This window comes from Rhodococcus sp. PvR044 (assembly GCF_040548995.1).
GTDB lineage: Bacteria > Actinomycetota > Actinomycetes > Mycobacteriales > Mycobacteriaceae > Rhodococcus_G > Rhodococcus_G oryzae.
Genome location: NZ_JBEPSX010000001.1, coordinates 1,113,868 through 1,130,703 on the forward strand (window position 1 = coordinate 1,113,868; position 16,836 = coordinate 1,130,703).

The following is a 16,836-nucleotide window of genomic DNA, read 5'->3' on the forward strand; positions in this document are numbered from 1 at the left end:
GGGAAGATGCGCACGAACGGGTACAAGCTGGCCGCACTCGCGCTGGTCGCCGCGATCGGCGGCGTCGTCGCACTGGCCGTGGCGATGTTCGATCAGTCCTTCTCCGACCGGGTTCCGGTGACCGTGGTCGCGCAGCGCGCGGGCCTGGTGATGGATCCGGGCGCCAGGGTGAAGATGGCGGGCGTCACCGTAGGCACCGTCGATTCGATCATCCAGTCCGGCGAGTCCACCGCGCTCCTGTCACTGCTGATCGATCCCGATGCGCTCGATGCGATCCCGGCGAACGTCGACGTGCAGGTCACGTCGAACACGGCATTCGGAGCCAAGTTCGTGAGCATGTCCGCGCCCGAGCAGCCCAGTGCCGAGCGGCTCGCCGCGGGTTCGACCATCGACGCCTCACACGTGACGGTGGAGATGAACACGGTCTTCGAGAACCTGACCGAGGTGTTGCGCACCGTCCAGCCCGAGAAGCTGGACGCCACGCTTGCCGCCCTCTCGAGCGCGCTGCAGGGCCGTGGTGACCGGCTCGGTGTCGCACTCGGACAGGCGGACTCGTCGCTGGTGGAGTTCGGGGCGGCCCACGGCGCGCTCGACCAGGTGCTGACCGAGCTGCCGCCCGTGTCCGACACCTATGCCGCGGTGGCCCCGGATCTGATGCGTTCGCTCGGCGCGCTGACCACCACCGGGAACACCGTGGTGGACCGACAGGCGGACCTGGACCTGTTGCTGCTCGAGGTGACCGGGCTCGCGAACACGGGGGACGAGGTGCTGACGCAGAACAGCAACGCGGCCGTCGACGTGGTCTCGCTGCTGCGCCCCACCGCGGTGCTCCTCGAGGAGTACTCGCCGGTGATCCCCTGCATGTTCACCGGACTGCAGGAGAGCAAGAAGATCGGCGACGGTGCGTACAACGGCCAGCCGGGGATCAAGATGTCGATCGGCCTGATCGCGGGCACCGAGCCCTACCACTATCCCGACGACCTGCCCAAGGTCGCGGCGACCGGCGGCCCGCACTGTATGGGACTGCCACTGCGTGACCCGAACGTCAACGCACCCTTCCTGGTCACCGATATCGGGGTGAATCCCTTTGCCCCCGAGCGTCAGCCGAATGGCGGCCTGCCGAGCGGTGCGACAGCGAACCTGATGACCTACCTGTTCGGAACGGCGGTCCGATGAAAGTGCGCGGGTACACCGTCAAGTTCGGGATCTTCGTCCTGGTGATGCTGCTGGTGAACGCGGGACTGATCCTCGTGTTCGGCCAGTTGCGTAGCGGCGGCGCGAACTCGTACGGCGCCGAGTTCACCAGCGTGTCCGGCCTCAAGCCCGGCGACAAGGTACGGATCGCGGGGGTGCCGGTCGGCGCGGTCAGCGCCGTCGAGCTCGGCGAGAACCGGCGGGCACAGGTGGAGTTCACCGTCGACGCAGGCAACACGGTGACCGTCGAGACCAGAGCGGCGGTGCGGTACCAGGACCTGGTGGGCAACCGGTACCTCGAGCTGCTCGACAGCCCGGGCACCGCCGAGCCGCTCGTCGAGGACGCGACCATCCCGGTCGAACGCACCGCGCCCGCACTGGATCTCGACGCGCTGCTCGGCGGCTTCAAGCCCCTGTTCCAGGCACTGGACCCGGAGCAGGTGAACGCGCTGTCGATGTCGTTGCTGGAGGTGTTCCAGGGGCAGTCGGGGACCGTTTCATCGGTGCTCGCGCACACGGGCTCGCTCACCAACACCCTGGCGGACCGCGACGAGCTGATCGGCCGCGTGATCGACAATCTCGACGGGGTGCTGAGCGAACTACGCTCTCGCGGTGGGCAGTTCAGTGGCACCCTGGACCACCTGCAGCAGCTGGTCAGCGGCCTCGACGCGGACCGCCAACTGATCGGCGACGCCGTGACGAGCGTGAACACCGCCACCGGAACCTTCGCCGACCTGCTGACCGACACCCGGCCGAACATCGCGGGCACCCTGACCGAGCTGAACACGAGCCTGGATCCACTGATCGAGCAGCAGGGCGAGCTGAACCGGATCGTGGAATCGATGCCCGCGAACTACCGACAGCTCATCCGGATCGGCGCCTACGGCTCCTTCTTCAACTTCTACCTGTGCGGGATCGCGATGAAGGTCGACGGTGCCGACGGCAGGCCGATCACGGTCGACCTGGTCGACCAGAAGACCGGGAGGTGTGCGCCGCGATGAGGAACATGGTGGAGAGCCACGCGGTGCGGGTCGGGGTGATCGGCCTCGCCGTCACCGCGGCGGTGGTGCTGACCGCGCTGCAGTATCAGGACCTTCAGTTCCTGAAGTCCGGGGTGGGGTACAGCGCGGTGTTCGACGATGCCAGCGGGCTGGCCGTCGGCGACGAGGTCAACGCCGCGGGAGTGAAGATCGGCACCGTCGAGGAGATCGGTGTCGAGGGCGGGCGAGCCGTGGTGAGCTTCACCCTCGACGGATCGATCGGTTTGGGGGAGAGCACCGCCGCCGCCATCACCACCATGTCGCTGCTCGGCAAGCGGGCGGTCACCCTCGACCTGGCGGACGACGGACGGATGCCGGTGGGCGGGCAGATATCCCTCGAACGCACCCGGTCGGCGTACTCCTTGCCGGATGTCCTGGGGGACCTGACCACGACCGTGGAGGACATCGACCTCGACCAGTTGTCGGCCTCACTGGACGAGGTGGGGAAGGTGATGGCGGACAGCGCCCCGAACCTGCGGCCCGCCCTCGACGGAGTCAGCCGGATCTCCACCAGCCTCAGCAGCCGCGACGAGACCCTGAGGGCGCTGCTCGCCGACGCGAACAACGTGGCCGGCCTGCTCGCCGAGCGTGGTCCGCAGGTGAATTCCCTGCTCGTGGACGGCAATGCGCTGCTAGGAGAGCTCGTCAGTCGCCAGGGCGCCCTGTCCGAGGTGATCACGAACGTCTCCGCGGTCTCGACAGAGTTGAGCGGGCTGGTACACGACAACGAGGCGCAGTTGAGCCCGGTCCTCGACGAGCTCAACACCGTGGTGGGGATCCTGCAGAAGAACCGGGACCACCTGGCGCAGGGCATCGACGGGTTGGGCACCTATGTCGGCACCCTCGGCGACACCGTGGCCAGCGGCCCGTTCTACTACGCGTACATCCAGAACCTGTTGCCCGCCCAGTACAACCAGCCGCTGATCAATGCGATGTTCGGGCTGGCGCCCGCGCCGCTGCCGATTCCGGAGGTCCGCTGATGATCACCTGGCGCAGGATGGCCGTTGGCGGGGTGGGCCTCGCACTGGCCGCCGCGGTCGTGGTGTCCGGTTACCTTGCGGTGGACCACTTCCGGCACTACCGGGTGACGGCCTATTTCACCTCCGTCACCGGCCTGTATGTCGGAGACGACGTGCGCGTGGTCGGGGTCGACGTCGGCAAGGTGACCGGCATCGACCCGGATGGCGACCGGGTGCGGGTACGACTCGAACTGGATCGCTCGGTGCCCGTGGCGGCGGACGCGAAGTCGGTGATCGTGGCGCAGTCCCTCGTCTCCGCGCGCTTCGTCCAGCTGACCCCTGCGGTGACGGAGGAGTCGACACCGGCCCTGGCCGATGGCGCCGAGATCGGACTCGAGCGCACCGCGGTCCCGGTCGAGTGGGACCGGGTCAAGCAGGAACTGGGCCGGGCGGCGGAGGCGTTGGGGCCGAATGGGGACGACCCCGGGCCCGCGGCGAACCTGCTCGAGGGGGCGGGAACCGCGTTGCAGGGCAACGGCGCCGCGCTGGGGGAGTCCGTTGTGGAGCTGTCGCGGGCGATGAGCACCCTTGCAGGCAGCGGCGGCGATCTTTTCGGCACGATCCGCGGTTTGCAGGCGTTCACCACCGCGCTGGCCGCCAGCAACGAGCAGATCGTGCAGTTCCAGGGCCGCCTCGCGACCGTGACAGGGGTACTGGCCGACAGCCGAACGCAATTGGCGCCCGCGCTGGCACAGCTGGACACCGCGATCGCCGACGTGCAGCGTTTCGTCGCGCAGAACCGGGCCGGGCTGACCGAGCAGGTGCGCACCCTCGCGGACGTGTCGCAGGTGCTGGTCGACAAGAAGGACGGACTCGAGAAGGTGCTGCACCTGGGGCCGACCGCACTGTCGAACTACTACAACGTCTACCGGCCCGCGCAGGGCGCGATGGTCGGGGTGCCCGCCTTCCAGAACATCGGCAACCCGATCGACCTGATATGCGGTGGCATCGCCGGCCTCGCGAACGAGACCTCAGAAAAGGGCGCGGAACTGTGCGCCCAGTATCTCGGTCCGCTGCTGAACACCGTCAGGGCCAACTACCCGGATCTGAGCATCAATCCAACGCGGGCGCTCGGCGCCACCCCGGACCAGTTGGTGTACAGCGAACCGCAGCTGAAGCCGGCGGCGGCCACGTCGATGCCTGCACTGACCATGCCGACGGTTCCGGTACCGCCGAACCTGGCCGATCTGATGACACCAGGGAGGTCGACCCGATGACGAAGCGCGCGTGGGGGATCGGCGGCGCGGTGGTGGCCGCCGCGACGCTGCTGTCGGGCTGCCAGTGGAGCGGGCTGAACTCGGTGGCCCTGCCCGGCGCGGCCGGCCGGGGCGAGGGGAGCTACACCGTGGTGATCGAGATGCCCGACGTCACCACGATCAGCCCGAACTCGCCGGTGCTCGTCGATGACGTCACGGTCGGCAGCATCAGCTCCATCGAGACGCAGAACTGGCATGCGAGAGTGACCGTGTCGCTGGAGGACTCGGTGCAGCTCCCGGCCAACGCGACCGCGAAGATAGGCCAGACCAGCCTGCTCGGCTCCAAGCACATCGCGCTGGCGCCGCCGACCGATGTCGCGCCGGAGGGCAGGCTCGACGACGGGTCCGTGATCCCGCTGGCCTCGGCGGGGGTGTACCCGACCACGGAGGAGGCGCTGACCGCGCTGTCCGTCGTCCTCAACGGCGGCGGGCTCGCGCAGGTGCAGACCATCACCACCGAACTGAACAAGGCGCTCGACGGCAGGCAGGACGCGGTGCGGGACCTGCTGCCGCAGCTGGACTCGCTCACCGAGATCCTGGACCGGCAGCGGGATGCGATGGTGACCACGATGGCGAACCTCGACCTGTTCGCGGGCGAGATCAGCTCTCAGCGAGACGTTCTCGGTCGGGCCATCGAAACCCTGGACCCGGCGATGGGGGTGCTGGCCGCGCAGCGCGCCGACCTGACGGCGGCCCTGGACGCGGTCGGGAGATTCGGCGACGTGGGGACCGACCTCGTGAACAGGAGCCGTGAGGATCTCAAGGCCGATCTCGCGGCACTCGAGCCGACCCTGGCCAAGGTCGTCGAGGCGGGGCCGGACCTCATCAACAACCTGGGCAACCTCAGCACCTTCCCGTTCCCGCAGACGGCGATCGACCAGGGCATGCGCGGCGACTACACGAATCTGTGGGCGCTGATGGACCTGACCTCCGATCGCTTGCGGACCGGCCTCGGCTTCGGCACGCCGTTCGGTCCGCCGCCGTCCGTGTCCGGCGGCAAGCCCACCAACCCGATGACCGCGCCGCTCACGGCCGCGGCAGGACAGGAGGGGAGCGGTCGATGATCCTGACGCGAATGGTCCGCACGCAGTTGACGATCTTCGCGGTCATCGCGGTGATCGGCATGACCGCGGCGGCGGTCTCCTACCTGAGGGTCCCGACCGCGCTCGGGATCGGCCGCTACACGGTGACTGTGGAACTGCCGAATGCCGGTGGCCTGTACCGCAACGCGAACGTCACCTATCGCGGTGACACCGTCGGTCGGGTGCGGGAGGTGCGACTCGACCCGGACAGTGTGCGCGCCGAGCTGACGCTGGAGAGCGCGGTGCCGGTGCCGAGCAGCGATCTCACGGTCGCGGTGCGCAGCGTGTCCGCGATCGGTGAGCAGTACGTGGATCTGCAGCCGACCGGCACCGAGGGGCCGTTCCTCGCCGACGGCGACGTCATCGCGGCCGAGCAGGTGACGGTGCCGCAGGAGATCGGCCCCGTTCTCGACCAGGCGAAGGCGATGCTGGAATCGGTTCCGCAGGACAAGTTGCGCGCGGTGATCGACGAATCCGCGGCCGCCTTCGCGGGCCGGGCTCCGGACCTCGCGCGGCTACTGGACTCGACCACCTCGTTCATCGACCAGGCGTCGGAGGCGACCACTCCCGCGACCACCCTGGTGCAGCAACTCGCCCCGCTACTCGAGACCCAGGTGGTGACCGGCGATCAGATCCGGCAGTGGACCACGAATGTGGCGCACCTGAGCGGCCAGTTGGCGACCGCAGACGGGTCGGTGCGCGGCATCCTCGACAAGGGCCCGGGGTTCGCCGACGAGGCCGACACGCTGTTCCAGGACCTGCGTCCGACCCTGCCCCTGCTGCTGGCGAATCTGACCAGCACCGAGCAGGTCGCGGTCACGTACAACGCGTCCCTCGAACAGGTCCTGGTGATCCTCCCGCCGCTCATCGCGGCCCAGGAGACGGTGGTGCAGCGCGGCCAGGCCGACGGCGCCGCCAACGTCAACTTCCACCTGGAGGCCCAGGACCCGGCCGCCTGCTCGACCGGATACCTGCCCGCCTCGGAGCGTCGTGATCCCAATCAGACGACCGTCCCCGACACACCCCCGGACCTGTACTGCAAGGTGCCGCAGGACTCGATCTTCGCGGTGCGCGGATCCCGGAACATCCCGTGTACGGAGGTGCCGGGCAAGCGGGCGCCGAACCCCCAGATCTGCCGCAGCCCCGAACCGTTCGTCCCGAGCGGTACAAATGCGCCGGACGAGCTGTACACGGGCCCAGCGGGAACCCGACACACCGACCTCGCCCCCGCGGCGGCGCCCGCGTCAGCCCCCGCGGAAGGGACACCGGGATGGCAGCAGCTGCTGACGGGACCGCGGCCGTGACCGCGGTCGACACGGAGGTCCCCGACTCGCCGGTGGTGGATGACTGCACCCGATGGTCGTCGGGACGACGTCGAATCCTGTTGTCCGCGTTGGCCGGCGCCGCAGCGATCGCGGTGCTGGCGTGCGCCGTCGTCGCGACCACCACCTATCTCGGCGATCGCTCGCGCGAGTCGCATCGCGAGGCGCTGGTCGAGGCCGCAGGCGACGGGGTGCTGGCCCTGATCGACGTGCACACCGACACCGCGGAGGACGACATGGCGCAGCTGCGGGAGTGGAGCACCGGTGCGTTCGCACAGGAGCTCGGGGACAGCTCCGTCGGACTCGCGGCGTCGATCCGGGACGCGGCGGTGAACTCGGACGGGCGGATCGACTCGGCCGCGCTGGTGAGCGAGTCGGGAGAATCGGGCGTGGTGATCGTGGCGGCATCGTCACAGGTCGGCAATGTCGACAGTCCGACCGCGACATCGCGCAGCTATCGGCTGCGGGTGACGATCGACGAGGTCGACGGCCGGCTCCTGATGTCGGGTGTGGAGTTCGTGCCGTGAGCGGGCGGACGCGGCGGGTCGCGGCAGGCGGGGCCGTTCTGGTGCTCCTCGCAACGCTGCTCGTGACGGCGGCGCTGGTGTGGACCAACCGGACGGAGGCGCAGCGGGAGTCGGCCCGCGGCGAGGCGCTGGCCGCGGCACCGGAGCGAATCGAGGCGCTGCTGAGCTACGACGCCGCGACGGTGGATGCCGATCTCGACGAGGCGGCGCGAGGCGCCACCGGGACGTTCGCAGAGGGGTTCCGTGACTTCGCGGCGAACACCGTCGCCCCCAAGTCGAAGAGCGAGGGGATCAGCACCAGGGCGCGGATCGCGGAGACCGGCTATCTCAGCGGTGCCGCCGATCAAGCGCGACTGCTCGCCTTCGTCGACCAGATCACCACCAGCACGCTGTCGCCCGCGCCGACCTCGACGTCGAGTCGGGTGATCGTGACGATGGAGCGCGTCGGCGACGAGTGGTTGATCGCCGAGATGACCCCGATCTGATCGGTGGGTCGACCGCGCCGCGGCGGCGACGGTGACAGGATCGAGGGGTGGATCTTGACGATGTCGCCGACGAGCTCTACGCCCTCGACCCCGGCGAGTTTGTCGAGAAGAGGACGGCTCGCGCCGCCGAGGCCCGCGAGGGCGGGGATCGGGCGCTCGCGGGCGCGATCACCGCTTTGCGGAGGCCGACGACGGTCGGATGGGTGGTCAATCTCCTGGCCCGCGAGTCGCCGGACGAGGTCGCGGCGCTGCTCCGGCTGGGCGAGGAGCTGCGCGACGCCCAGCGGCAGCTGTCCGGCGAAGACCTGAGGCAGCTGTCCTCGCAGCGGCAGCAGGTCGTCCGCGCGCTCGCCCGGCGGGCGGGTCGGCTCGCGGCTGAGCACGGGCGGAAGGTCGGCGAGGGTTCGCTGCGGGAGGTCGGGCAGACCCTGCATGCGGCGCTCGCGGATCCAGAGGTGGCGGACCGGGTCCGTGCGGGCCGCGTGGTCACCGCGGCCAGCTACAGCGGGTTCGGGCCGGCGGGGCTGAGCGTGGTCGCCGAGCAGGAATCTGCCGCGACGAAGCCGGAGCCGGGGCCCGAGACAACGGAGCCTGCGGCGGCCGCCCCGGACCTGCTGGGAGGCGCCCGAACCGAACTCGCCGAGGCCACCGCTGACCTGGAGCAGGCGACCGCGGCCGCCGAGGGCGCACGGGTGGAACTCGAACGAGCGTCGGAGGTTACGGCGGAGATCGACGTCCGGATCGCCGCGCTCAGGGGCGAACTCGAGCGGGCCGAACAGGAGCGGCAGTTCGCGCGCAGCGCCGAGACCGCGGCGGCCCAAGCCGCGGAGCGGAGCGAGAGCGACCTCCTCGGCGCCCGTCGGCGTCTCGAGGAGGCCGAGCGGCGACTCGGCGAGCTCGGTTAGGTGAGCGATCCTCAGCGCCGCAGATCCGCTACCAGGTCCAGCCGCCCCAGCTTGTGCGGGTTGCGGATCGCGTAGATCCGCGTGATCCGGCCGTCCTCGACCACCACACTCACCGCGGTGGCCTCGCCACCGACATCGATCCGAATTCCCGGCAGGCCGTTGAAGAACGTCGACGTGGTCACGAAATCCGGGATCTTTGCCGCGCGGGACAGGAAGGCCGCCACCCGTTCGACCCCGACGATGGGCTTGCGCGCAGCCGCCGCGATGCCGCCGCCGTCGGCGATCACCACCACGTCCGGGGCGATCACCTCCATCAGGCCCTGGACGTCACCGGTGGAGAGGGCGGCCATCAGCTTCTCGACGGCCGCCTGCTGTTGGGCTCGGTCCACCTGCATCCGTGGCCGCCGCGCGGCGACGTGCTCGCGGGCACGGTGCGCGATCTGCCGGACCGCGGCCGGGTTCTTGCCCATCACCTCGGCGATCTCCTGGTACGGCGTCTCGAACACCTCGTGCAACACGAACACCGCCCGCTCGGCCGGACCGAGGGTCTCCAGCACGGTGAGCATCGCGATCGAGACGCTCTCGGCGAGCTCGACGTCCTCGGCCACATCGGGACTGGTCAGTAGCGGCTCGGGGAGCCATTCCCCGACGTAGTCCTCCCGGCGGCGGGACAGCGACCGGAGCCGGTTCAGCGCCTGCCGGGTGACGATCCGGACCAGATAGGCCCGCGGGTCGTGCACCTTGGCCCTGTCGACCTCGGCCCAGCGCAGCCAGGTCTCCTGGACGACATCCTCGGCGTCGGCGGCGGAGCCGAGCATCTCGTAGGCGACGGTGAAGAGCAGGCTGCGGTGGGTGACGAACGGGTCGTCGCTCATGACTTCGAGCGTACGGCGAGCGGCTTGAGGCCACAGGCCGCCGAGAACCCCTGCGAGGTGATGCCCATTGCGGTGTTGCTCCGGGTGTAGAGGTTCGCGAGCGCGATGAACGCGGTCAGCTCCACCAGCGCCGGTGCGCCGAGCTGCTCGAGCAGCCGTGCGGACATCTCGTCGGTCACCGTGGGCGGGGTCTGGGTCATCGCCTCGGCGTACTCCATCACCTCCCGCTCCAACGGCGTGAACACGTCCGACTCGCGCCAGCGTGGCACCTCGCGTGCCTTGGTCAGATCGAGCCCGTCGTTGTTGGCTTGGAAGTAGCCGAGGTCCAGGCAGAAGCTACAGCCGACCATGCTGGCCACCGCCATGTGGGCGAAGGTCTTCAGGTTTTCGTCGCACTGATCCCACTTCTGCGCCTTGCGTCCGATGGTGAAACTGAAATTCAGCACCTTGCGGTTGTGCCATGCCACCTCGGCCGGCTCGGGTACCTCGCCGAACATTTTGCGGGACATCCGCTTGACGATCGCGCCGTAGACGCCGGTCAGCTCGGCCCGCGGGATCCTGGTGGTCATCATTCCTCCTCCGGTTATGTGCTCTCGGCATGAAGACACCGGCGAAGGATCGAATGTGACACCTGGGTGGGGCCGCCTAAGAGAACGCTGTGTCGAGTCAGGAGCGGAGCCGTCCTGACCGGACAGGATCGGCAGATACTGAGGGTTGGTGGGCACCACACGGTGGAGAGTCCGATAGGAGCAGCCTGTGTTCGAGAAATTCACCGATCATGTTTGGCATCCGAAGCAGCGCAGGCACGCAACCGCGACTACCTGGGCACCGAGCACCTCTTGGTCGGCCTTCTCCGTGAGGGCGACGGTGTGGCGGCGAAGACGCTGGAGTCGTTGGGCCTGTCGGTCGAAGCCGTTGACAGCCGGATCAGCTGTTCCGAACAGCCCCAGGCTGGCCGATCAGGACAGATTCCGTTTACGCCCCGAGCGAAGATCGTGCTCGAACAGAGCCCACGCGAGACTGCACTGCTCGGTCAGGACCACATCGGAACCGAACACCTCCTGCTCGCTCTCATCGACAGCCGCGAGTCCACCGGTGCCCGGCTACTCGGTGAGGTCGCACCCGTGGACATCGCCGAGGTGCGTCAACAAATCCTCAGACAGGTCGCGGAGTATCTGCTGCATCAGGCAACGTTCGCCTTGTTCACGACCTCGCGGACGTGTACTCGTTCTGCCACCCGCACGGCCTGGCAACACCGCGCCGCGTGGACCAGCATCCGGAACGGCACGCGACGTCCCCGCCGTGGGCACCGTTCAGGCCAGTTCCTCCGACACGGCATCGGTGGCCTGGCCCCGCACGTTCGTGGCGGATATCAACACAGCGTCGAAGGCGGCGTGCCGGGCGACCTCGAACGGGATACGACGACCGTCGACGAGCGTGACCAGGTCGGGATCGTCAGCGTCCGTAATGGAGTGCCGTTCATCCCCCCAGTCGATGTTGTAGCCGACCCAGACCACCAGCTCGAATGTGTTCTCGCCTTCAGCATCGACATACACCTGATTGGCACAGCGAGTGCGCAGTCTGGCTTCGTCCCAGCTGTCACAGAACATCGCGTCATGGCCATGCGCCGCACCGTCGAACAGCAGAATCTGCTGTCCAGACTCGGTGACCGCGTACACCAGCGCGGGCAAGTCGTCACCGACGATTAGCCCTTCGGACCGCTCCCCGTAGTAGCGCAACTGAAATCGAGTCTGGCCGCCCTGGGATCGCAGCCGTGCCGCCCAGCCGACCTCCAACAACTCTGCCCAGAAATTCTCGGATACGTTGCAGGGACGGTCAGCCGGCTCGGTCAGACCGACCAGATGAGGCGGCCCAGGACGAGTCGTCCTTCCGGACACGGACATGCCATTCGTCATGTGCTCAATCATCGGGTATCGATCCACACAGCCAATGGACACAGCAGGGCGAACATTGCCTGATGTGGCACTAGCTTCTCTGCTTGGGCCGTGATGCGATCCACGGAATCGAACGGGCACCAGCCATTCTTCGAGTCGTCGCGCATGGGCCGCTAGAGACTTTTGGCGATTTGCTGTTTGAGGCAGCGTCAACCTCGCGGGACGTTTGCCTTCGGTCGTGTTGCGTTGGCGATGGAGGTATCCGCCGGTGCTGGGTGTGCATGGTTGGCACCCAAAATTTCTGTCGGCGGCCGCGCGTAGACTCGTACACATGTTCGATACCGGGGGGTTTCGGGGTGGCGCCGCAGGTGAGGGCGCCCGCGCCGTCGAGCGCCCGGTGGATTTCGAGGACGGTGCCGCGGCTCTGTCGGCGTTGCGGGAGTACGGGCGGGCGGAGAACATCGCCGCGGCGCACAAGGTGTTGACGGCGGCTGCGTTTGCGCGGCGGCAGTTCGCGCACGAGGTTGATCTGTTCGGGGAGGAGTTCGCCTACCGGGCCGGGCGGTCGGCGGAGATGGAGACCTCGCTGGCGTTGGGTGTGAGTGCCTTCACGGCGGAACGGTATGTGGCGGTGGGCAATGCGCTGGATCTGCGGCTGCCGTTGATACGTGAGGTGTTCGTGTCAGGTCGGGTGGACTTTCCGCGGGTGTTCGCGATCGTCGACGCGACCGCGGAGATCTCCGACGCCACCCTCGAACGGATGGAGGGCCACCTCGCGGACGCGGCCCTGTATCTGACGCCGAAGAAACTCGTAGCGGAGGTAATGCGGGAGTTGATCCGCATCAACCCCATCGAGGCAGAAGAGTTGCGCAAGCGGCGTGAGCGTCACTGTCGTCGGGTGTCGGTGACCGCGGACCTGCACGGCATGGCCCAGGTATATGCGACGCTGACGGCGGCGGAGGGCCGGACCCTCGAATCGCTCGTCCAGGAGATGGCGGGCACCGTCTGCCGGGAGGATCCCCGCACCGTCGACAACCTGCGCACGGATGCGTTCATGGCGCTGGTGCACGGCGAGAGCTATCTGCACTGCCAATGCGGGCGCGATGACTGTCCGACCGCGCATTTGCCGCGCACCGAGCGGCCAAAACCCGAGGTGCATATCCATATCGATCTGGAGAGTCTGCTTCGGTTGGCGGATCATCCCGGGCATGTGGAGGGTCACGGGCCGATCGATCCGGAGTTGGCGAGGTTGCTCGCCGGGGATGCGACGTGGCAGGCGGTGATCACCGATGCTCGGCGCATCCAGGCGGAGCACAACGCTGCCGCCAACGATGAGGGCGAGAACGGCAGCCATGGCGACACTGACGACGATGATTCGCCACGAGAACCGAAGGGCGACATTGATTCAGTGGACATCGGTTCAGGGGACAGCTCTGTCCAGACCGCCACACCTGGCGTCCCGAGCCGCTATCGACTGCGCCGGAGGAAGGCAGGGCAATTGCCGCCCCGACAGGACTCGTCGACACCGCCTCCGTATTCACCCGGCGTCGGCACTCGCGAGCCCAGGATTACCGACATCCTTGACGCGATCGCGGCGAACCCGGCCCTGCTCGACGGCCAGTACCCGGACGGGCACGGCGGATACGACCACCCGCCCCGCGGCGCCCTGACCTACCGGCCCAGCAACGCCGTCCGTGCCGCGGTCTTCGACAAGTACGACACCTGCACGTTTCCCGGCTGCACCGTCAAGGCCCGCGACTGCCAGTTCGACCACATCGTCGAATTCGACCCTGACAACCCTCTCGCGGGCGGCTGGACCGTGGAGAGCAACGGCGAACCCGCCTGCATCTGGCACCACCAGGCCAAGACCGACCGACTCTTCCGCGTCGTCCGCCTCGACGGCGACGTCATCGTCTGGATCGGCCAACACGGCGCAATCGGGGTCACCCTGCCGCTCCCGGTCGAACAACGACCCAGCGCCCGCACCAAGAAACTCGCAGCGCGGCCGACCTCGAAGCCGACACCCGCACCGCCGCCGCCCGAACCACCCGACCCCGGCATCTACGAACTGACCTGGTGGGAAACCCACATGCACCCCACCGACCTACCGCCGACGCTCCCGGAACTCGCCACCATCACCGACCCCGGCCACCTCGCGCGGTGCGCACAACTGCGCGCCCACCACGCCGAACACCTCGCGATCATCGCCGCACGCGAGAAGCGCCGACCCCCACCGTTCTGAGGGTGAGGGATTCGCCCCTGCTTGGAACGACTCCAGTCGAGCAAAATTTCCGCGGATTCCACCCCAGGTGTAAGAAACTTCACCCTCAGGTCGATATAGCGAGTACTTGGGTAGCTGGCTCCATATGACCGCAGATAGCAGATTGGTATGTACCGCAGACGAGGGCGGAACAGGACGAACCCAGGTACGGAGGACGCAATGTTGAGCACGCCGAGCGCACGAGATCATGCCGGTCGCCGCATCACGGTGCTCGCCGACGACGGCGTCCCCCTCGCGGTCCAGGAGTACGGCCGGGTGGACGCCCCCATCACCGCGGTGTTCGTGCACGGTCACTGCCTGCGCACGGAATCGTGGTCCTTCCTCCGCGAATACCTCTCCTACTCCTGGGGCGCCGACGTCCGCATGGTCTTCTACGACCACCGCGGGCACGGCGACTCCGGCCACGGCCCCGTCGACACCTACACGATCGACCAGCTCGGACACGATCTGGACGCAGTCATCCGCACGGTGGTCCCCGAGGGCCCCGTAGTGCTGATCGGCCACTCGATGGGCGGCATGACGGCCCTGGCCTACGCGCGGCAGTACCCGGACTCGATCGGCTCGCGAATCGTCGGGATGGCGCTCATCGCATCGGCCGCCAACGGGCTCACGGATGCCGGCCTCGGTCGGCTCCTCCATTCCCCGATCGTGTCCGCCTTCCGGAAGGCGGTCCGCCGGGCGCCCCGGATGATGCAGGGCTCCAAGCAGCTCAGCCGCATGCTGTGCGCCGGAATCGTCCGGGTGATCGGGTGCGGCAACCGCCAGGTGGATTCGCGGGTCGTCGCGCTCGCGGCCGCGATGGTCAACGACACCTCGGTGGTCACGATGTCCAGCTTCCTGGAATCCCTGATCGGCTTCGACGAGTCGGAGTCGCTGTCCTCCCTGGTGGGGATCCCCTCGTTGGTCCTGTGCGGCGACGCCGACGTGATGACCCCGTTCGAGCACTCCGCAGCCATCGCGTCCCGGCTGCCTGCCTCCGAGCTGGTGCGCATCAGCGGGGCCGGTCACTCGGTGATCCTGGAGCGCGCGGCCGAGGTCGCGCACGCGGTGGCCGCGCTGGTCGCCCGCGCAGGTCACGGCGGGTCGGCTACCTCGACGGACAAGGGCATCCTCGCCAACGCCGGCTGATCACAGGTCGCGCTCGTTGATGATGCCGCTCTGCATGGCCAGCTCGGCCAGCCGCACCCGTTTCTGGTTCTGAGGGAGGTCCTCGACATCGAACTTGGCGAACAGTGCCCGCAGGTGCGTCTTGATCGCATCGACGCTGAGGAACAGTTCCGCAGCGATCTGCTGGTTCGACGCCGGATTGGCGAACGTCGCCCCGTGCTTGTACGGCCTGCACAGCCCGGTCAGCACCGCGCGTTGCGTCTCGGTCAACGACCGCACGTTCGGCATGTTCGCGGCGACCATGGTCGCGTCGTCGACCGCGCCGCCGAACTCGTTGTAGGTCAACAGGGTTCCGCCGATCCTGATGCTGTCGCCCTGACGCAGTCGTCGGCGCCCGGTGATCCGCTCGCCGTTGACGAAGGTGCCGTTGCGGGACATGCCGTCGTCGACGACGGTCCAGTGGCTGCCAACGCATTCGATGACCGCGTGCAGCCGCGACACCTCCTCGTCGGCGGTCAACGGCAGCCCGGAATCGGGTGAGCGCCCGACGGTCAGGCGTGGGCTATCGGGGGAGAGGTCCAGCTTGTGCTGTCGACCTTCCCTGTCCGAGTAGATCAGGCGAGACTCAGTTGCTCGGTCCACGACAACCCCAGGGCACGTTTCCATCGTGCCCTCCGGAGGTGCGCGCAGCAAGATCGAATTCTCGATAGCTGAGGTAAGGAACAACCTTGATCGCCTTGACGCCCACCTCGACCACGTCGAATACTTTTTCGTGAGGGTCGAATCGGGAAACTCGCCGCTGACCGCGCACAGGGGCTTCGGCGTATCGTGAAAGACCTGCGTCAAAGGTGGTTGTGATGAACGCGTACGTGCAGGCCGGCAGACCCGCCGGCGCGGCGCCCGCCTATTCGAACAGCGGGCGGCAGACGCACATCACGCCCCGGATTCGGTCCCGATCGGGGACCGGGCCAAGAATCGGGGATGGTCGCCCCAGCATGCTCACGCACAGGATTTCTGGTGATGATCTGATGACGCCCTGACCAAGGTACAGCCATCAACTCTCTTGTGGCACAGCTGTTTCAGTCGTTGGGTTCCGCCGCACGGGTTTCGGGAAGGGTGGGCGTCACCACCCCTTGGGTTGGTTTCGGCGCCCGCGTCGATGAATCAGGGTTGTAGGTGTTCACAACAGGGAGTTCGGCACATCGGCCGACTTCCGACACCAGACGACAATCAGGAGGAATCATGCTCGGACTTGTAATCGGACTCGGCGGCGCGGCGCTCAGTATCGGGCTCGGACTCGGACTCGGAGCGATCGGGCTCGGGCTCGGGCTCTTGCTCAGCGACGCGACCATCAAGCACGACGTCACAGAACTCACGGACTGAACCGAGGCGATTCGGTGACCGAAGCCATGAAAGCGAGCACCGAGCGCGCGCAGGACGCCCCTGGCCAGTGGGTGGACACCGGCCGGGGGCGAGCGCGTGCGCGTCTTTCCGCCCGGACCCGGCACCCGCTGGCCTGGCTGAACTCGGCCCTCAGCCACCGGCGAGGGGTCCAGACCGGCCGGTCCGTGCCCGCAGGCGCCGACGAGGTCCTGCAACGCCTGGCCGAGATGCCGCTCAGCGTGTGGACCTACGGGTTCGATCACCCGTCGGTGCGTCATATGGGCCCGATGGCACAGGACTTCGCCGCGGCGTTCGGGCTGGGATCCACGGACCGGCGGATCTCCGTCGCCGACGCGAACGGGGTGTGTATGGCCGCCATCCAGGCACTCCATCGGCGCCTCGTAGAACTCGAGACCGAGGTGGCGCGGCTGCGCTCGGCCCGTGAGGAACTCTGAAAGGGGCCCG

The 16,836-nt window shown here is 68.0% G+C and carries 17 protein-coding genes and 1 pseudogene; 14 read left to right on the plus strand and 4 right to left on the minus strand.

Going from position 1 to position 16,836, the window contains the following annotated elements; all coding sequences use genetic code 11:
• The first annotated feature begins 6 nt into the window (after positions 1 to 6).
• The 9 genes from ABIC28_RS05100 to ABIC28_RS05140 are packed head-to-tail and all read left to right on the plus strand — an operon-like array spanning position 7 to position 8,830.
• A complete protein-coding gene (locus ABIC28_RS05100) occupies positions 7 to 1,176 on the plus strand; it encodes an MCE family protein (protein ID WP_097212778.1) in 1,170 nt (389 codons plus the stop codon).
• Positions 1,173 to 2,195 (plus strand): MCE family protein, encoded by a 1,023-nt coding sequence (locus ABIC28_RS05105; RefSeq protein ID WP_097212779.1) that lies wholly within the window; start codon positions 1,173 to 1,175, stop codon positions 2,193 to 2,195. Before ABIC28_RS05100 ends, ABIC28_RS05105 begins: the two co-directional genes overlap by 4 nt.
• Positions 2,192 to 3,214, plus strand: coding sequence for an MCE family protein (locus tag ABIC28_RS05110; protein WP_354577805.1), 1,023 nt, complete (start codon positions 2,192 to 2,194; stop codon positions 3,212 to 3,214). The genes ABIC28_RS05105 and ABIC28_RS05110 overlap by 4 nt, the downstream gene beginning before the upstream one ends.
• Positions 3,214 to 4,470, plus strand: coding sequence for an MCE family protein (locus tag ABIC28_RS05115; RefSeq protein ID WP_354577807.1), 1,257 nt, complete (start codon positions 3,214 to 3,216; stop codon positions 4,468 to 4,470). The genes ABIC28_RS05110 and ABIC28_RS05115 overlap by 1 nt, the downstream gene beginning before the upstream one ends.
• Complete coding sequence (locus ABIC28_RS05120) at positions 4,467 to 5,573, plus strand: MCE family protein (protein ID WP_097212781.1); 1,107 nt, start codon at positions 4,467 to 4,469, stop codon at positions 5,571 to 5,573. The genes ABIC28_RS05115 and ABIC28_RS05120 overlap by 4 nt, the downstream gene beginning before the upstream one ends.
• Entirely contained in the window at positions 5,570 to 6,895 is a 1,326-nt protein-coding gene (locus ABIC28_RS05125; protein WP_097212782.1) for an MCE family protein, read from the plus strand. The genes ABIC28_RS05120 and ABIC28_RS05125 overlap by 4 nt, the downstream gene beginning before the upstream one ends.
• Entirely contained in the window at positions 6,862 to 7,440 is a 579-nt protein-coding gene (locus tag ABIC28_RS05130) for an Rv1363c family protein (RefSeq protein ID WP_354577810.1), read from the plus strand. The genes ABIC28_RS05125 and ABIC28_RS05130 overlap by 34 nt, the downstream gene beginning before the upstream one ends.
• Positions 7,437 to 7,925 (plus strand): hypothetical protein, encoded by a 489-nt coding sequence (locus tag ABIC28_RS05135; RefSeq protein ID WP_257017566.1) that lies wholly within the window; start codon positions 7,437 to 7,439, stop codon positions 7,923 to 7,925. Before ABIC28_RS05130 ends, ABIC28_RS05135 begins: the two co-directional genes overlap by 4 nt.
• A gap of 47 nt (positions 7,926 to 7,972) precedes the next feature.
• The gene (locus tag ABIC28_RS05140; RefSeq protein WP_097212784.1) at positions 7,973 to 8,830 is read left to right on the plus strand and encodes a hypothetical protein; all 858 of its coding nucleotides are present in this window, start codon (positions 7,973 to 7,975) and stop codon (positions 8,828 to 8,830) included.
• Positions 8,831 to 8,841: 11 nt separating this feature from the next.
• Here the strand turns inward: ABIC28_RS05140 and ABIC28_RS05145 are convergent, their stop codons facing one another.
• Entirely contained in the window at positions 8,842 to 9,705 is an 864-nt protein-coding gene (locus ABIC28_RS05145) for an RNA polymerase sigma-70 factor (protein ID WP_209926070.1), read from the minus strand.
• Positions 9,702 to 10,274 (minus strand): carboxymuconolactone decarboxylase family protein, encoded by a 573-nt coding sequence (locus ABIC28_RS05150; RefSeq protein ID WP_209926071.1) that lies wholly within the window; start codon positions 10,272 to 10,274, stop codon positions 9,702 to 9,704. The genes ABIC28_RS05145 and ABIC28_RS05150 overlap by 4 nt, the downstream gene beginning before the upstream one ends.
• Before the next feature lie 162 nt (positions 10,275 to 10,436).
• Between ABIC28_RS05150 and ABIC28_RS05155 the strand changes: the two are divergent.
• Positions 10,437 to 10,808, plus strand: a pseudogene (locus ABIC28_RS05155) (Clp protease N-terminal domain-containing protein); the annotation flags it as partial.
• A 210-nt stretch (positions 10,809 to 11,018) separates the two neighbouring features.
• Here the strand turns inward: ABIC28_RS05155 and ABIC28_RS05160 are convergent.
• Entirely contained in the window at positions 11,019 to 11,633 is a 615-nt protein-coding gene (locus ABIC28_RS05160; protein ID WP_354577997.1) for a hypothetical protein, read from the minus strand.
• Positions 11,634 to 11,931: 298 nt separating this feature from the next.
• On the opposite strand from ABIC28_RS05160, the gene ABIC28_RS05165 reads away from it, so the two are divergent.
• Positions 11,932 to 13,842: an HNH endonuclease signature motif containing protein gene (locus ABIC28_RS05165; RefSeq protein ID WP_354577813.1), complete on the plus strand. Its 1,911-nt coding sequence runs from the start codon at positions 11,932 to 11,934 to the stop codon at positions 13,840 to 13,842.
• A 198-nt stretch (positions 13,843 to 14,040) separates the two neighbouring features.
• Positions 14,041 to 15,009 (plus strand): alpha/beta fold hydrolase, encoded by a 969-nt coding sequence (locus tag ABIC28_RS05170; RefSeq protein ID WP_097211112.1) that lies wholly within the window; start codon positions 14,041 to 14,043, stop codon positions 15,007 to 15,009.
• On the opposite strand, the gene ABIC28_RS05175 is transcribed toward ABIC28_RS05170, so the two are convergent.
• Positions 15,010 to 15,654: an FHA domain-containing protein gene (locus ABIC28_RS05175; protein ID WP_097211113.1), complete on the minus strand. Its 645-nt coding sequence runs from the start codon at positions 15,652 to 15,654 to the stop codon at positions 15,010 to 15,012. It lies immediately after the preceding gene.
• A gap of 576 nt (positions 15,655 to 16,230) precedes the next feature.
• Between ABIC28_RS05175 and ABIC28_RS05180 the strand changes: the two genes are divergently transcribed.
• Together ABIC28_RS05180 and ABIC28_RS05185 are read left to right on the plus strand one after the other, a co-directional pair.
• Positions 16,231 to 16,371 (plus strand): hypothetical protein, encoded by a 141-nt coding sequence (locus ABIC28_RS05180; RefSeq protein WP_169310410.1) that lies wholly within the window; start codon positions 16,231 to 16,233, stop codon positions 16,369 to 16,371.
• Between the two features lie 14 nt (positions 16,372 to 16,385).
• Positions 16,386 to 16,826: a tail fiber domain-containing protein gene (locus ABIC28_RS05185; RefSeq protein WP_257017317.1), complete on the plus strand. Its 441-nt coding sequence runs from the start codon at positions 16,386 to 16,388 to the stop codon at positions 16,824 to 16,826.
• The last annotated feature ends 10 nt before the right edge of the window (positions 16,827 to 16,836 follow it).

What these genes read in the sequence shown, in the direction of transcription:
- ABIC28_RS05175 (WP_097211113.1), bottom strand. Translation starts at nt 15,654, where the DNA reads ATGGAAACGTGCCCTGGGGTTGTCGTGGACCGAGCAACTGAGTCTCGC.
- ABIC28_RS05170 (WP_097211112.1), top strand. Translation starts at nt 14,041, where the DNA reads ATGTTGAGCACGCCGAGCGCACGAGATCATGCCGGTCGCCGCATCACG.
- ABIC28_RS05165 (WP_354577813.1), top strand. Translation starts at nt 11,932, where the DNA reads ATGTTCGATACCGGGGGGTTTCGGGGTGGCGCCGCAGGTGAGGGCGCC.
- ABIC28_RS05180 (WP_169310410.1), top strand. Translation starts at nt 16,231, where the DNA reads ATGCTCGGACTTGTAATCGGACTCGGCGGCGCGGCGCTCAGTATCGGG.
- ABIC28_RS05120 (WP_097212781.1), top strand. Translation starts at nt 4,467, where the DNA reads ATGACGAAGCGCGCGTGGGGGATCGGCGGCGCGGTGGTGGCCGCCGCG.
- ABIC28_RS05125 (WP_097212782.1), top strand. Translation starts at nt 5,570, where the DNA reads ATGATCCTGACGCGAATGGTCCGCACGCAGTTGACGATCTTCGCGGTC.
- ABIC28_RS05145 (WP_209926070.1), bottom strand. Translation starts at nt 9,705, where the DNA reads ATGAGCGACGACCCGTTCGTCACCCACCGCAGCCTGCTCTTCACCGTC.
- ABIC28_RS05100 (WP_097212778.1), top strand. Translation starts at nt 7, where the DNA reads ATGCGCACGAACGGGTACAAGCTGGCCGCACTCGCGCTGGTCGCCGCG.
- ABIC28_RS05115 (WP_354577807.1), top strand. Translation starts at nt 3,214, where the DNA reads ATGATCACCTGGCGCAGGATGGCCGTTGGCGGGGTGGGCCTCGCACTG.
- ABIC28_RS05160 (WP_354577997.1), bottom strand. Translation starts at nt 11,633, where the DNA reads ATGATTGAGCACATGACGAATGGCATGTCCGTGTCCGGAAGGACGACT.
- ABIC28_RS05150 (WP_209926071.1), bottom strand. Translation starts at nt 10,274, where the DNA reads ATGACCACCAGGATCCCGCGGGCCGAGCTGACCGGCGTCTACGGCGCG.
- ABIC28_RS05105 (WP_097212779.1), top strand. Translation starts at nt 1,173, where the DNA reads ATGAAAGTGCGCGGGTACACCGTCAAGTTCGGGATCTTCGTCCTGGTG.
- ABIC28_RS05130 (WP_354577810.1), top strand. Translation starts at nt 6,862, where the DNA reads ATGGCAGCAGCTGCTGACGGGACCGCGGCCGTGACCGCGGTCGACACG.
- ABIC28_RS05110 (WP_354577805.1), top strand. Translation starts at nt 2,192, where the DNA reads ATGAGGAACATGGTGGAGAGCCACGCGGTGCGGGTCGGGGTGATCGGC.